Annotated in this window: 11 protein-coding genes and 1 riboswitch; of the genes, 3 read left to right on the top strand and 8 right to left on the bottom strand. The window is 62.1% G+C overall.

Features of this window, described 5'->3' with window-relative positions; translation table 11 throughout:
* Window positions 1-36 precede the first annotated feature (36 nt).
* The gene (locus ABGT79_RS01530; protein WP_346664692.1) at window positions 37-798 is read right to left on the bottom strand and encodes a class I SAM-dependent methyltransferase; all 762 of its coding nucleotides are present in this window, start codon (window positions 796-798) and stop codon (window positions 37-39) included.
* Window positions 799-1,169: 371 nt separating this feature from the next.
* A complete protein-coding gene (ribA, locus tag ABGT79_RS01525; RefSeq protein ID WP_346664691.1) occupies window positions 1,170-2,411 on the bottom strand; it encodes a GTP cyclohydrolase II in 1,242 nt (413 codons plus the stop codon).
* A gap of 82 nt (window positions 2,412-2,493) precedes the next feature.
* A riboswitch (FMN riboswitch) is annotated at window positions 2,494-2,641 on the bottom strand.
* A gap of 1,393 nt (window positions 2,642-4,034) precedes the next feature.
* Between ribA and ABGT79_RS01520 the strand changes: the two genes are divergently transcribed.
* Window positions 4,035-4,355: a hypothetical protein gene (locus ABGT79_RS01520; RefSeq protein ID WP_346664690.1), complete on the top strand. Its 321-nt coding sequence runs from the start codon at window positions 4,035-4,037 to the stop codon at window positions 4,353-4,355.
* Window positions 4,356-5,338: 983 nt separating this feature from the next.
* On the opposite strand, the gene ABGT79_RS01515 is transcribed toward ABGT79_RS01520, so the two are convergent.
* The 6 genes from ABGT79_RS01515 to ABGT79_RS01490 form a co-directional block, all read right to left on the bottom strand.
* A complete protein-coding gene (locus ABGT79_RS01515) occupies window positions 5,339-5,743 on the bottom strand; it encodes a MucR family transcriptional regulator (RefSeq protein ID WP_346664689.1) in 405 nt (134 codons plus the stop codon).
* A 146-nt stretch (window positions 5,744-5,889) separates the two neighbouring features.
* Window positions 5,890-7,509, bottom strand: coding sequence for a protein translocase subunit SecD (secD, locus tag ABGT79_RS01510; protein WP_346664688.1), 1,620 nt, complete (start codon window positions 7,507-7,509; stop codon window positions 5,890-5,892).
* Between the two features lie 186 nt (window positions 7,510-7,695).
* Complete coding sequence (locus ABGT79_RS01505; protein ID WP_346664687.1) at window positions 7,696-7,983, bottom strand: hypothetical protein; 288 nt, start codon at window positions 7,981-7,983, stop codon at window positions 7,696-7,698.
* A 203-nt stretch (window positions 7,984-8,186) separates the two neighbouring features.
* The gene (locus ABGT79_RS01500; protein WP_294489245.1) at window positions 8,187-8,660 is read right to left on the bottom strand and encodes a YbaK/EbsC family protein; all 474 of its coding nucleotides are present in this window, start codon (window positions 8,658-8,660) and stop codon (window positions 8,187-8,189) included.
* 10 nt (window positions 8,661-8,670) lie between these two features.
* On the bottom strand, window positions 8,671-9,090 hold the full coding sequence (locus ABGT79_RS01495; protein WP_346664686.1) for a hypothetical protein: 420 nt from the start codon (window positions 9,088-9,090) through the stop codon (window positions 8,671-8,673).
* Window positions 9,091-9,107: 17 nt separating this feature from the next.
* On the bottom strand, window positions 9,108-11,036 hold the full coding sequence (locus ABGT79_RS01490; RefSeq protein WP_346664685.1) for an AsmA-like C-terminal region-containing protein: 1,929 nt from the start codon (window positions 11,034-11,036) through the stop codon (window positions 9,108-9,110).
* Window positions 11,037-12,070: 1,034 nt separating this feature from the next.
* Between ABGT79_RS01490 and ABGT79_RS01485 the strand changes: the two genes are divergently transcribed.
* Both ABGT79_RS01485 and hslU read left to right on the top strand, forming a co-directional pair.
* The gene (locus ABGT79_RS01485) at window positions 12,071-12,268 is read left to right on the top strand and encodes a hypothetical protein (protein WP_346664684.1); all 198 of its coding nucleotides are present in this window, start codon (window positions 12,071-12,073) and stop codon (window positions 12,266-12,268) included.
* Between the two features lie 170 nt (window positions 12,269-12,438).
* Window positions 12,439-13,755, top strand: a complete 1,317-nt coding sequence (gene hslU, locus ABGT79_RS01480) for an ATP-dependent protease ATPase subunit HslU (protein WP_346664683.1) — start codon at window positions 12,439-12,441, stop codon at window positions 13,753-13,755.
* The last annotated feature ends 412 nt before the right edge of the window (window positions 13,756-14,167 follow it).

The following is a 14,167-nucleotide window of genomic DNA, read 5'->3' as shown; positions in this document are numbered from 1 at the left end:
AATTATTTCCCCCGTATGCCTTTTCTGCCTTTCTTCTTACGGCTTGACGGCGCGGGTGGCGAGGAAGCAGGGGCAGAATCTGTCGAGGAGGCGTTCGCCGCCGAAGGAATCCTCATAGAATCCTGTGATGACGAAGCCTGCGGCGATTTGTCCCTGTATCTGATCGGTGAGGGAGTGGCCGAATTCCACGGCGTCGCCCTTGCGTTCGAGGTCGTCCTTGCTGAGGTAGTCGAGGTCGGAGTAGGGAAGGGGATATTTGACCTGCAGAATGCCTTGTTCTTCGAGTTTTTCGTCGAACATGTAGAACACGGGGTTCATGAATCCGCTCATGAGCACGCCGCCCTTTTTGAGCACGCGGAAGGCCTCGTTCCACACCGGCTGGATGTGCGGAATGAACACGTTGGACACCGGATGCACAATGATGTCGAAGGAGTCGTTGTCGAACATGGACAGGTCGGTCATGCTGGAGCGCACGGTGTGCAGATTGAGATTTTCCTTGCGGGCCACGGAGCGATCCTGTTCGAGCTGCGCTTCGGAGATGTCGAGCACGGTGACGTAGGCTCCGGCGGCGGCGAGCACGGGGCCCTGCTGACCGCCTCCCGAAGCCAGACACAGGATGCGTTTATCCTTCAATGGCGGGAACCATGCGCCGGGAACGGGTTTCTGAGCGGTGAGCATGATGCACCAGTTGCCGTTTCTGGCGTTTTGTATGACTTCGGAATCGACGGGAACGGTCCAGGGATTTTTCTGACGGACCTTTTCTTCCCAGTTTTTGCTGTTCAAGGCAATGATGTCCATAGTATCTCCTTTGAGCATGGGCCTCGACGCAGGAAATCGGCGTTTCGGCGGATGCGGAATCCGACCTGCCGCGCCGTGAGAACGGACAGGCGGAGCGCTGTGCGGCGATCGCAGAGAAACGCGACGGGCGTGTTTCGCGAGAGCGTTCCGTCACGCGTCCGCGCAGCGGCAAAGCGCACGCCGGTGCGAAAATCCGGCGCTTCGATCATGCGGCGATGCGAGCCTGCATGAGGCGCACATCGCGGAAGCGCAAGTCTCGCGTGAGAGCGCAGGCTTGAGCGTCGGCGCATGTCGCAACGTGCGGGGCGGCCGCAGGGGTGCGGCAGAAAGCGGAATCCTGCGAGGGGGAATCGGCGAGAATGTCGGGGGGATCAGTCCTCCTGTTTTTTCTTGCCGAAGTGGAGGATGTGTCCCATTTTTTCCTGTTTGGTGCGCATGTAGTGCTCGTTGATGTCGCACAGACCGATTTCAATGGGAACGCGTTCCGTAATTTCGATGCCGTAACCTTCAAGGCCCACGATCTTGCGGGGATTGTTGGTCATGAGGCGCAGGCGGCTGATGCCGAGGTCGCGGAGAATCTGAGCTCCGGCGCCGTAGTCGCGCAGATCGGGGGCGAAGCCGAGCTTGATGTTGGCTTCCACGGTGTCGTAGCCCTGTTCCTGGAGGGCGTAGGCGCGTATTTTGTTGGCGAGGCCGATGCCGCGGCCTTCCTGACGCATGTACAGCAGGGCTCCGCGGCCTTCCTTTTCTATCTGCATGAGGGCGGCGGCAAGCTGATTGCCGCAGTCGCAGCGCAGGGAACCGAAGGCGTCGCCGGTGAGGCATTCGCTGTGAACGCGCACGAGCACGGGAGAGGGATCGACGCGTTCATCGACGTCGCCCTTGACGAGGGCGATGTGGGTGTCGGAAGAGGCGTCGCTTTCGTAGGCGATGATGCGGAACGTGCCGTACTTGGTGGGCATATTGGCTTCGGCCACGCGGCGGACGGCGAGTTTGCCGTGGCGCATGTGGTAGCGGATGATGTCGCGAATGGCGGCGATGTGCAGACCGTGGGTTTCGGCGAAGGCTTCGAGATCGTCCATGCGGGCGACGGAGCCGTCATCCTTGAGGATTTCGCAGATGACGGCGGCCGGACGCAGACCGGCGAAGGCGGCGAGATCGGAACCGGCTTCGGCGATGCCCACGCGGGTGAGGACGCCGCCGCGACGGGCGCGCAGCGGGAAGACGTGACCGGGGGTGACGATGTCGTCGGGGCCGGCGTTTTCGGCGACGGCGGCGAGAATGGTGGTGGCGCGGTCGGCGGCGGAGATGCCGGTGGTGACGCCTTCCCTGGCCTCGATGGACACGGTGAACGCGGGAGTGTGCCCGGCGTTGCTGGAGGGCATGAGGGGCAGATGGAGCTTATCCGCCATGTCGGGTGAGAGGGCGAGACAGACGAGGCCGCAGGCGTGACGCGCCATGAAGTTGATGGCGTCGGGGTTGACGAGCTGGGCGGCCATGACCAGATGACCGCTGCATTCGCGATCGTCGTCGTCGACGACAACAATCATCCGCCCGTTGCGGATGTCGTCCACAGCCTGTTCGATGGAGCAAAGAGAAGAAAGCTGACGCATGACAAACTCCCTGGAGATGTCCACATCAGGGCCGCAGAAGGCGCTAGGAGAGAGGAGAGGCTTCAGAATACTGAGGCGAGGAATCCATTCTCTTTCTTCCGGACTGTTACCGTCGGCCCCGGATTTGCACCGGATCTGCGCTTTTTCCCTTGAAAACGCGCCCGCGGGCTTCCCCGCGGAATAGGGGGATCACCGCCGGTGGGGACTTTCACCCCGCCCTGAGAGTTCTTGTATGTTTTAATGTCCTGGCGGCTGGTGTCAAGGGGAGAGGGGGAAAGTTTCCGCGTTTTTGGCGGTTTGCGGGCAGGGAGGACGCTTTTGGGGGGAATGCTCGCCGCGGAGAAGGAGACTTGCAGCCGTTTTTTGCGGGGATGCGTGCGCGTGGGAGGAGACGTGCGGCGAAGGCTGAGCGAGGGCCAGGGGATCGGGCACGGAGGATAAGAGGAAGCACAGAAAGCGCAGACGTGGGAGCAGGGAAGCTCGGGAAAGCGTAAACGGGAGCGGAAGGCAGAGCGGAGACGGGGCGGAAAGCGCAGCCGGAGCGGCAGCGGGGGGGCAGCCGTGCAGACGAGGTCAGACGTGCATACTGAGGCGCATGGCGTAGCGAAGGCGCAGAGGCTGCGGGAGTATGGCAGGCGAGCGCGCGGATCAACGTCGCCCGACTTCGTCGCGGCGAAGCATGGTACGGTGAATGCGGAGGGGACGGATCCCGTCGGCGCTGGAGGAAAACTTCAAAGGGAGGCGCAGGATCACGCCTTTCTGCCTCCCTGTCGGCTCCCTTTGTCGCCGTCCGGCTTTTGGGGGCAGTCTTCCTCCTTTTCTCTGCCTCTGGCTTCCCCGGGGTGCGCTCTTTTTTCTCCCTCTCCCCCGCCGTCCTTCGGCTTGCCGCTTTTTTGTCGCTTCTCTCTCCGGTCTCATGCTCAGGACTTCCGGCAAGCGCGTCTCGCCTTGTTTTGAAAAGCCTGCGCTTTAAAAAACGCGAGGCTGCCGCGGCAACGCTCCGGCGGCTGGCCCGTACATTGTCCAGCCCGTTTTCCCCTCCGTCGAGCCTGATTTTGGAACTTCGCTGAGATATCTGTGCCGCATGGTTCTGCGGCGTCGGCCCGGTTCGCAAGTAGGCTTTTCCCTGCCGCACAGAGCAGCGCGGGCAGGCTCTGATCGGAAAAAATGCTTGCCAGAACGGAAAAAAAGAGATATGTAGTCCTACCGAGATAAAGTCCGGTAGAGTAAACTCGTCGGCGTTTTTCCCGAACGCTCCGGGGAATTCGCGGCTCAGGTCGCAGAACGGCGTTTTGCAAAACTTTGCGGAACGTCAGGTTCGCAATGGGAAATCTCTCCTTTATTGGGGAGTTTAGATAAAGGGCAGTCGAGCTGCCTCTTCTAAAAGAAGCCCGGAAGCTAGCGCCGGGCTTCTTCTCTATTGGAAAGCCGGATGCTGTCGGCCCGCGCAGGCTCGGGGCAGGGCGTTCCCGAAGATTCGCCCGAATCCCGACTCTTCCCTCAACTCGCCGCTCCTTTCCGCGCCGCTCGGCCTGCACCCCGCGCCGCTCCCCGAAAGGCCCGCGTTCCCATAAAATCATGCGCCGTTCTCCGTTCCGCGCCCGATATAGATAAGGAGGCTTTATGGTTCCCATTTTTTCCGCTACGCCGTCTGAACTGGGGGAATCTTCCGCGCTGGCCGAACTCCAGCTCCTCCCCGATCAGGAACTCATGAGCCTCTGGGAACAGACACAGTTCGCCGTCGCCGCCCTCGAAGGCGCAGGCGGCAGCGCGAAAACCGCCCATACCTACGAGTTCGCCGTCCTCATGGAAATGCTCCTCATGGAAATGCAAAGACGACTCGTCTCCCGCCCCTCCAGCGAACTCTTCGGCTCCGCTCCCTCCGATGCCCTCCCAACCCCCGCCCCCCAGACCTCCCCTAAACTCATGGTCGTCAAAGCCTGAGAAGAAAAGGCAGGAAAGGCAGGAAAGGCATGCGGGGGAAATAATTCCCCCCGCGCCCCCCTGATTCTGCTTCGCAGCTAAAGCTGCTTCAGCAGGACAGGGTGAACGGGAAGATTATGTCCGAAGCAAAGGGCGAGGGGAGAGTGAAGGCAGAAGGCGTTTTTTCAACGCTCTGGGGCCCCGGGCGACGTCAGGAGCCCGGCCGACGGCAGGCAAGCAGTCGGAATTCACTTCCGGCGTTAAGCGCAGCCGCCGTCGTGCAAGCGGTGCAGGCCGAACAGCGTATCTTGCGCAAACGGGCCTGCGTGTTCTTCGGGACACGGCAAAGTCAGAAATAATTCCCCCCGCGCCCCCCCTGGTTCTGTCTCCCGGCTTCGCCGGTTCGGCAGGACAGGGTAAACGGGAAGATTATGCCCGAAGCAAAGGGCGAGGGGGAGAGTGCATGCCGGAATGCCGTCTTTCAACGCACTGGGGCCCCGGGCGACGTCAGGAGCCCGGCCGACGGGCATAAGCAGGCGGGATTCACTCCCGCCGTTAAACGCAATGCCCGTCGTGCAAGTGATGCAGGCCGAACAGCGTGTCTTGCGCAAACGGGCCTGCGTGTTCTTCGGGACACGGCAAAGTCAGAAATAATTCCCCCCGCCCCCCCTGGTTCTGCCTCCCGGCTTCGCCGGTTCGGCAGGACAGGGTAAACGGGAAGATTATGCCCGAAGCAAAGGGCGAGGGGGAGAGTGCATGCCGGAATGCCGTCTCTCAACGCACTGGGGCCCCGGGCGACGTCAGGAGCCCGGCCGACGGCAGGCAAGCAGCCGGAATTCACTTCCGGCGTTAAGCGCAGCCGCCGTCGTGCAAGCGGTGCAGGCCGAACAGCGTATCTTGCGCAAACGGGCCTGCGTGTTCTTCGGGAGACTGAGAAGAGGGAAAGCCCTTTTTCAAAAGGGTTTCCCTCTTCCCCCGCGGTATCTCTTCTCCCTCTCTCCTCTTTACGCTTCGGCAGCGGGGTGTCTTTTTTCCCAGAGGCGCATGTCTTTCATTTTTTTACGGCGGACGCGCTGGATGGATTTACAGACAAGAGGGGTATCGCTTTTGATGCCCCATTTTCTGCGGTAGGAATCGGCGTCGAGGCCGTGTCTGGCGAGGTGTTTTCTGGTAATGAGTTTGAAGGATTTGCCGCATTCGAGGCAGGTGATGCTTTTTTCCCGGATGGATTTGGAGGGAGCGGGGAGGGAGAGTTCCTCTTCATCGTTTTCGGGGAGCTGGTTGTTTTCGAGGTTTTTGAGGCTGGCGGCCAGGGTGCGGATCATGGTCACCATTTCTTCTTCCTGCATGACGCGGACGGAAGACTGCGCCTTGACGAGTTCTATGGCCTGTTTGAGATAATCATCCATGGGGATCCTCCCGTAGTTTTTCGAGTCGATGAGGCGCAGCGCGAAGCGTTTGCGGCCTGAAATTTTTTTGTGGGGCGATCCGGAGGAGAGAAGCCCGGATCGCCCGGGACGGGCCCGCGCCGGCGCCGGCCGGAGCGGGTGCAGGGCTAACGAGAAGCCCCGCGAACATGATGAGCCAGGCCGCAGTTGACGGCGTTGTTGTGTCTGATCCAGGCGTCGAAGAGTATGCGGGACACGAATATGGCCGTGAACATGGAAGCGACGATGCCGAGCGCCAGGGTGACGGCGAACCCGCGGATGGGGCCGGTGCCGAACTGGTAGAGCACGGCGGCGGTGAGCAGGGTGGTGAGGTTGGAGTCGAGGATGGAGCTCTGGGCCTCGCGGAATCCGGCGTCGATGGCGCGGCTCATGGTGAGGCCGCGTTTTATTTCCTCGCGTATGCGTTCAAAGATGAGAACGTTGGCGTCCACGGACATGCCTATGGTGAGCACGACGCCTGCGATGCCGGGCAGGGTGAGTGTGGCTCCGAAAAGGCCGAGCCCTGCGAAGAGCAGGCTGATGGTGAACACCAGCATGGTGTTGGCGAGGAGTCCGGCAAGGCCGTAGCAGACCTGCATGACCACCATGACGCCGATGGCGCCCACGGCTCCGGCGATGAGGCCCGCGCGGATGGAATCGGCGCCGAGGGAGGGGCCGACGGTGCGTTCTTCGAGCACGGAGACCTTGGCGGGCAGGGAGCCGGAACGCAGCACCACGGCGAGATCCTGGGCCTCTTCGGTGGTGAACGAGCCGGTGATGGAAGCCTTGCCGCCGCTGATTTTCTGCTGGATCACGGGGGCGCTCTGGACAACGCCGTCGAGCACGATGGCGAACTGCTGATGGATCAGTTCTTCGGTGACCCGTTCAAACTGATCCGCGCCCCGCGAACTGAACTGGATGGATACGCATGGCTGATTGCGTTCATCGAAAGCGGGGCGGGCGTCCACGATGTCCTGACCGGAGAGCAGGGGCGCCTTGTCGAGGATGAGGCCGCCGGAGAGATCGTTCTTGCCGGCGGCGGTCCAGGAGCGCGAGCCCGTGACCAGCGGATACCACGCCGTCCCCGGAGGCATGAGGGTGGAAGTGGGGCTGACGTCGTATCGAACGCGGTGGAAGGTGAGCTGTGCGGTGCGCCCGATGAGCTGAAGGGCGCGCGCGGTGTCGGTGACGCCGGGAAGCTGTATCTGGATCTGATCGTCGCCCTGGCGGCGGATGTCGGGTTCCGCCACGCCGAAGGCGTCGATGCGGCCGCGGAGCGTGCGGATGGTCTGATCCATGATGCGTTCACGGAGCTGTTTTTCCCATTCGGGGCGGAAGGAGACGAGGAATTTTTCCCCGGATCCGGACGAGATGGCAGACCCGACTGCCATCTGTCCGAATCGGTCGCGCAGCAGGTTGGAGAGTTGTTCGATTCCCTCGTGTTTGAGCGGCACGAATTCCAGCGTTCGACCGTCGGCCTGACGGAGGAGGCGGGTCCTTATTCCCGCATCGTTGGCGCTGGAACGGATATCCTGCCCCAGAAGGGACAAAGATTGGGAAACGGCCTGATCGACGTCTGCGCCGAGGGTGAGGTTGATGCCTCCGCGCAGATCGAGGCCGAGACGAATGGGATCAGGCAGCCACGCGTCGAGGGCGCGGGGCGGCACAAAGAAATTGACGGATATGCAGGCGGCGCAGAGAAGAGCCGTCAGCAACGCGACGCAGGAGCGCCAACGCAGGGAACGCATGAAAAATCCTCTTGGAGCGTTCGGGGGCCGTGGTCGCGTTGACTGGCGCGCGTGAGAAGGCAATCGGCGCAGAGACGCGGATTGTCGCAGATCGTGCGGGCGCGGCGGGGCTGAAAGGAAACGCTCGGAACGTAAGTGCAGACGCAATGCCCGTCCGCAGGGGCGGAACGGGAACTTCGGCCATAACTAGACGTTCGCAGAGGAAGGGGGAGCGAGGGAGAACCAGTGGATGAGCCCGTGACTTTCCGGCGGACAGGCGGGCACGTCGAAATGCTCCTGAGCGCAGAGGAAGAAGTCGGGCAGGGGAGGCGTGGGGGGCAGGGCGGCCGGAGCGTCGCCGCCGTCGAAGCCGGTGGAGGCGTTCTGCTGACGTTTGCCCGGCGAGCGCAGGGATGTGCCGTCGGATTCGGCAAAGGTCTTGAGCTGGGAGACCGGATTGCTGATGCCGCTCACCGCCAGGGTGAGCGAGGCCATGCGGAAGCTTTGGGTTTCCTTGCTTTCCCCGGCATGTCCGTGAGGGGGCATGAAAAGGACGCAACAGATCATCAGGAGCATGATCCTGATGCCGAGAGAAACTCTGTTCGTCGTGCCTTTCATCATGTTTCCGCCTTTCTCCACAGCTTGACTATGACGTGTTCCGGGCCTTTGTCAAGGGGCGGGAAAGACAAAAGGAGAAATTAGCGCCAGCCGGAGCACACATCCACCCATCCGCGGGAGCAGGAACAGGTTTCGAGGTCGGCGGGGGAGAGTTCGATGCTGCTGTTGTCGCTGCCGCAGGCGGGGAACACGGTGTCGAAGCGGCGCAGGGATTCGTCGAGAAACACGTCTGCGGAGTCCGGAACGCCGAAGGGGCATACGCCGCCCACGGCGTGGCCGGTGCGCGCTTCGACCTCTTCGGCGGGAACCATTTTGACCTTTTTCACGCCGAAGGTTTTCTTGAAGCGTGAGCTGTCCACGCGGGCGTCTCCGGCGGTCACGAGCAGGATGGTGCGCTCGCCGTTCAGGAAGGAAAGGGTTTTGGCGATGCGGCAGGCTTCGACGCCGAGAGCGCGGGCGGCGAGATCGACGGTGGCGCTGGAGAGCTCGTGTTCCTGCACGTCGCGGTCGCGGTTCCAGCGGCGGAGGTGTGCTTTGGCTTTTTCTATGGACATGGGAAACTCGCTAGGCGGCAAGCATGAACCAGGAAGCGGCCATCATGACGGCGTAGGCTGCGACGCCGAGCGCGCCGAGAATGGCGGCGAGGCCTGCAAGGTTGACCCACAGGGGATTGCCGGAAAAGTGCGCGCGGCTGCGCCAGAGGCCGAGGCTGGCGAGCAGGCCGTAGAGCAGTGCGAGCAGGGGCCAGACGAGGAAGGCTGTGGAACCGTGCCAGCTTTGCAGATCGAGCAGGGGAAAGATGAGGCGGGTGAAGACGAGGTGTCCGACGAGGGGCACGGACACGCAGAAGATCCAGAATGTGACGGTGAGGGAGAACTCGCCGTTCATGAGCTTTTTGACGATGTTGCGGGGCGCGTGCTGCTTGTCGCCGCCGGCGGCGGTGAAGAGTTCGGCGGCGCGCTTGCCTGCGGGAGTGCTGGACATAACGATCCTTGAAGAGCTTAGCGCGTGGGGCCCAGAATGTTGCGCAGTTGTCTGGGCAGGTTGAGATCGAGATCAATGGCCTTGGACGAAAGGGTGCGGTTGCCGTCGGCGTCGAGGGAGTAGCGCGGAGAGGGGAGGCTGCCTTCGAGACGCACGGGAATGGCGGCGCTGCCGGGAATCTGCACGGAGCCTGCGGCGTCGATGGTTTTTTCCACGAGATCGACGTTGCCGGAGCCGGAAAGGGAAATGCGGGGAGCTTCCATGGCGAGCCTGTCCACGGCGAGCTGACCGTTTTTGACGGCGAAGGAAAGGAAGAGTCTGTCGAATCGGTTGGAGGAAAGCAGGGTGCCGGCGAGCGGAATGCTGGAAGGCAGAATGCTGAAGGCGGTTTCGACCTGGGATGAGGTGAGACTGCCCTTGCCGTTGAGGGAAGGCAGCCCGCGGGAGGTGGTGAAGGAGAGGGATGCGTTGATGGAGCCGCTGCCCATGAGCAGGGGCTGATCGGCGATGGCCTGGGAGATGTCGTTGAGATTGGCCTGCGGCACGCTGAAGTTGACGGAGAGCCGGGAAGAGAGGGGCGTGGTGGGCAGCATGACGGTCTTCATGGATGCCGTGACCGGGCTGCCTGCGAGGATGCCGGAGAGGGGATTGAATTCGTAGGTTCCGCTTTGTCCGGCGAGGCGTGTGTAAACGCTTTCGAGGTGGACGCGGTTCCAGCGCAGGTGTTCGGCGGAGAGCTGAAGATTGACGCGGGGCCAGCGGGTGAAGTCGCGGTTTTCGAGTTTTTTGGGCGCTGGGGAGGCGTCGCTGCTGCGGTAGTCGTCGAGGTTGAGGTCGCCGAGCTTGAGGTCGCCGGTGATGACGAAGGGGCTGTGCGAGATGACGAGGTTGCCGGCGAAGGTGAGGTCGTCGGCGTTGCCCTGGATGTTGGACATCTGCATGCGTCCGTCGGACCAGCGCATTTCTGCGGCGAAGGAACAGTCGCTGAAGATGCTGTGATCGGCAAAGGGCAGCGGATGATGAATGATGGAGCTGATGCGCTGCGGATCGCCTTCGATTTCGACCTTGAGGGTGGCGTCTCCCCTGACGGGATCGCTGTACATGCGGGCGAGGGAGGCGACGCTGCCGGAGGCGGTGGCGGAGAGATCGGGGCCTTTGAAGCGCAGCTGGGAAAGGGTGAGGGCGTCGCTGTCGAAGTCGTAGTCGAGTTCGCCGGAGAGGTTGAGGTATTCGCGGAAGGCGACGCCGTTGCCCGGGGTGAGCATGGCCTTTTCGATGGCGAAGGAAGCCTTGTCCTTGTTGAGGAGGGCGGAGCAGTTGAGTTCGATGCCGGCGTGGAAGAAGGGGGAGGAGCCTTCGATGTCGGTCTGGAGAATGAACTTGGTGGCGGTGCCGGGGTGGACGTTGGTGGCGCTCAGGGTGACGGGGGCGAACACGATGGTGGAGCCGTCGGGCTGAATGAGGCACACGCGGCCGCGGTTGATGCTGATGTTGTCGGGAGCGATGCGCAGGGCGTGGAGCATGCTCTGAATGAGGTCGTCGAAGTCGCGTCGATGTTCCACGCTGGCGGGGATGCCGTTGAGATATTCCATGAGGGGCTTTTTGAGCTTCATGGTGAGGTTGAGGTCGTCGACGGAGAAGTTTTTGATGCTGAATTTGCCGGTGAGCAGGGCGTGGGAGGAAATCATGACCGAGGCGCGGCTGAAGCTGAAGCTGAGGCTGCCGTCGGGGCGTTTCCAGGAGCTGGCGGCGAGTTCGAGGCCGCGGTTGGGGAAGAGGGTAAGCTCGGGGGCTTTTTCGGAAACGAGGGGTGCGCCGGTGCTGTTTTCGACGTAGGCGTTGAACTTGTCGACGATGATGTCGCTGTTGGTGGCGACCAGCGCAAAGAGACCGCCTCCGGCGACAAGAACGAGAAGAACGAGAACGATGAGTATTTTTCGCAGCATCTGAGTATCCGGCGAACGGGTTAATGGGGATACAGTATACAGAATCGGCGGAGGCGGCAAGTCCCCCGGGGGCCGCGGGGCGTGATTGATGGGGACTGGGCGGATGGCGAGGGCGGGGTGGGGCGAAGACGCCGGGCTGGACGCGGGGGAGAGTGTGAGCAGGAGCGGGGAAAATGTGGGGGGAAGAGAACGAAGGGGGAAGCGATTGCGCCGGGGAGGCTGGAAAAGGGCGTGGGGATTGCGACGTCGGGGGCGGGCATGGGGAACGCGCGGCGGGGCCCGGCGTGGTAAGGAAAATGTCACGATGAGGGGAGAGCTGGCGGCGAGGGGCGGCAAAGAGGGGAGCTCCCGGCTCATAACCGGGCTGCCTTCTGCACTGGGGGCGAACTCCGGGGCCGGAGGACGGCGGACGGAGCCGGAGGAAGGGGCGGCCCGGAATGGGGAAAATCGGTCGGGCAAGGAAAAAGTCTTTTGAGCGCGAGGGAAAGCGGAGGGAAAAGGTGGCTGCGCCGGGGAGGCTGGAAAAGGGCGTGGGCATCACGATGTGTGGGGCGCGCGTGCCGTGGTGGGGGGCTTTGCGAGTGGTCGAAGTGATTGAAGGCGGCGAAGTTCACCGCAGGAGCGTTTTGCTCCCGTGTGGGCGGGCCTTCTGTGCAGTGTCCGGCGTGACCGCGCAGACGCTTCCGCGCCCGCTCGGACGGGCCGAAAGAAACGTGATTTAGAGCTCGGGGAAACTGCGGCATCGCCTCGGGGAACGCGGATGTGCGGCGAAGATTCAGCGGAGGGGCGCACCCCATCTCGATTTTCTTCGACTGCGCCTTTTTCGGCAGGCCTGCGGATGAGCGCGACTTCCTGCTCCCAAAGCAGACGCGCGCCCGAGTCCCTCAAAAAATTACTTGAAAATGATTTTCATTCTTGCTAACGTCAGCTTACGCCTTCCCCGGATATCCCGGAAAACGCGCTTCAACCATCCCGGGACGCGCTCGCGCTTCCCGACGACATACGCCGGTTTCACCCGGCAGAGGAGCATCATCATGCAGACGTTCGTCGTTCTCGTCATCCTTGCCCTCGCGGGCGTCTATCTCTTCGCCAGATTCCGCCGTTCCGTTTCCGGCGGCGGCTGCGGCTGTGGCTGTTCCTGCTCCAAAAAGGGCGGCTGCGCTTCCTGCGCCACGTCGCTGGAACCGCTCCGGATCAAAAAACATCCCGACAGCAGCGCGCCTCGTTCCTGATGTCGTAACTGTGCGCCGTCGCGGGGGGCCGGGGCCGTGATTCGCCCTCTTTTCCCTTCCCGCGACGTGCAAAAATGTTCCGGCTCGGCAAATTTCCGGGCCGAAGTCGTGTTCGCGGCTCTTCCCTTTTTCAGAATCGGGCCTATTTTCTGAAAAAAAGGAGTATTCGCATGAACACGCTGACCCCCCGGCAGATAGTTGCCGAGCTCGACAAATATATCATCGGCCAGGAACAGGCCAAACGCATGGTGGCCGTGGCGGTGCGCAATCGCTGGCGTCGGCAGCAGCTCGATCCCGCGCTGCGCGACGAAATCGCTCCCAAAAACATCATACTCATGGGCCCCACCGGCGTGGGCAAAACTGAAATCGCCCGCCGACTGGCCAGGCTCACCGGCGCTCCCTTCATCAAGGTGGAGGCCACCAAATATACGGAAGTCGGCTACGTCGGCCGCGACGTGGAATCCATGATCCGCGACCTCATGGAAATCGGCATCAAGCTCGTGCGCGACGAAGAAGGCCAGCGCGTGGCCGCCAAGGCCGAAGCCCAGGCCGAGGAGCGCCTGCTTGATCTTCTTCTGCCCGGCAGCAGCACCGAGGCGGGCCGCGAGGCTACGCGCGAAAAGCTGCGTAATCTCTGGAAGCTCGGTCACCTCGACGATCACGAGGTGGAAGTGGAAGTCACCGAACAGGCTCCCCAGATGGACATGTTCGGCATGCCCGGCATGGACAACTCCCTCGGCAGCCAGATGAAAAACATGATGAGCCGTTTCATGCCGCCCAAGACGCAGAAAAAGCGCATGAAAACCCGCGCCGCCTACGACATCCTCGTGCAGCAGGCCCGCGATTCCATGATAGATGAGGAACACATTGTGGAAGTGGCCCGCGAACGCGTGGAGCAGAGCGGCATTGTGTTCATCGACGAAATAGACAAGATTGCCAGCTCGGCGGCTCAGCAGCGCTCCTCGGACATCTCGCGCGAAGGCGTGCAGCGCGACCTTCTGCCCGTGGTGGAAGGCTGCGTGGTCAATACCAAGCACGGCATGATCCATACCGATCATATTCTGTTCATCGCGGCGGGCGCGTTCCACTTCAGCAAGCCCTCGGACCTCATTCCCGAACTCCAGGGCCGCTTCCCCCTGCGCGTGGAACTCCAGGCCCTCGGCAGCAAGGAATTCTACCGCATCCTCACCGAACCGCACAATTCCCTGCAAAAGCAGTACAACGCCCTGCTTTCCACTGAAAACGTCACCCTCCATTTCTCCGAAGACGGCCTGCGCGAAATCGCTTCCTTCGCCGAAGAAACCAACGCCAGAACCGAAAATATCGGCGCCCGCAGACTCTATACCATCCTTGAGAAAATCCTTGCCGATATCTCCTTCGACGCCCCCGAACGCGCCGGACAACACATCGTCATCGATAAAAACTACGTCTGCGAACACCTCGCCGACGTCAGAAACGACGTCGACCTCCAGCAGTTCATCCTGTAAAGGCAGAAAAGACAGAAAAGACAGGAAAGGCATGCGGGGGAAATAATTCCCCCCGCGCCCTCCTGATTCTGCCTCCCGTCTTCGCCGGTTCGGCAGGACAGAGTGAACGGGAAGATTACGCCGAAGCTGTGGGGCGAAGGGGGGGGCTGCCGGAAGGCCGTGTTTCAACGCTCCGGGGCCCCGGGCGACGTCAGGAGCCCGGCCGACGGGCATAAGCAGGCGGGATTCATTCCCGCCGTTAAACGCAATGCCCGTCGTGCAAGTGATGCGGGCCGCACGGCGTGTCCTGTGCAAACGAGCCTGCGTGTTCTTCGGGAGTCTGCAAGGTCAGAAATAATTCCCCCCGCGCCCCCCTGTTTCTGCCTCCCGGCTTCGCCGGTTCGGCAGGACGGGGTGAACGGGAAGATTATGC

Origin of the sequence: uncultured Mailhella sp. (assembly GCF_963931295.1) — a bacterium.
Lineage (GTDB): Bacteria > Desulfobacterota > Desulfovibrionia > Desulfovibrionales > Desulfovibrionaceae > Mailhella.
The sequence above is the reverse complement of the archived record's forward strand: the minus strand, read 5'-3'. Positions and strand labels throughout refer to the sequence as shown.

Excerpts from the sequence above, each read along its gene's own strand:
- ABGT79_RS01505 (WP_346664687.1), bottom strand. The coding sequence starts at position 7,983 with ATGGCCTCGCTCACCCTGGCGGTGAGCGGCATCAGCAATCCGGTCTCC.
- ABGT79_RS01515 (WP_346664689.1), bottom strand. The coding sequence starts at position 5,743 with ATGGATGATTATCTCAAACAGGCCATAGAACTCGTCAAGGCGCAGTCT.
- ABGT79_RS01520 (WP_346664690.1), top strand. The coding sequence starts at position 4,035 with ATGGTTCCCATTTTTTCCGCTACGCCGTCTGAACTGGGGGAATCTTCC.
- ABGT79_RS01500 (WP_294489245.1), bottom strand. The coding sequence starts at position 8,660 with ATGTCCATAGAAAAAGCCAAAGCACACCTCCGCCGCTGGAACCGCGAC.
- hslU (WP_346664683.1), top strand. The coding sequence starts at position 12,439 with ATGAACACGCTGACCCCCCGGCAGATAGTTGCCGAGCTCGACAAATAT.
- secD (WP_346664688.1), bottom strand. The coding sequence starts at position 7,509 with ATGCGTTCCCTGCGTTGGCGCTCCTGCGTCGCGTTGCTGACGGCTCTT.
- ABGT79_RS01495 (WP_346664686.1), bottom strand. The coding sequence starts at position 9,090 with ATGTCCAGCACTCCCGCAGGCAAGCGCGCCGCCGAACTCTTCACCGCC.
- ABGT79_RS01485 (WP_346664684.1), top strand. The coding sequence starts at position 12,071 with ATGCAGACGTTCGTCGTTCTCGTCATCCTTGCCCTCGCGGGCGTCTAT.
- ribA (WP_346664691.1), bottom strand. The coding sequence starts at position 2,411 with ATGCGTCAGCTTTCTTCTCTTTGCTCCATCGAACAGGCTGTGGACGAC.
- ABGT79_RS01490 (WP_346664685.1), bottom strand. The coding sequence starts at position 11,036 with ATGCTGCGAAAAATACTCATCGTTCTCGTTCTTCTCGTTCTTGTCGCC.
- ABGT79_RS01530 (WP_346664692.1), bottom strand. The coding sequence starts at position 798 with ATGGACATCATTGCCTTGAACAGCAAAAACTGGGAAGAAAAGGTCCGT.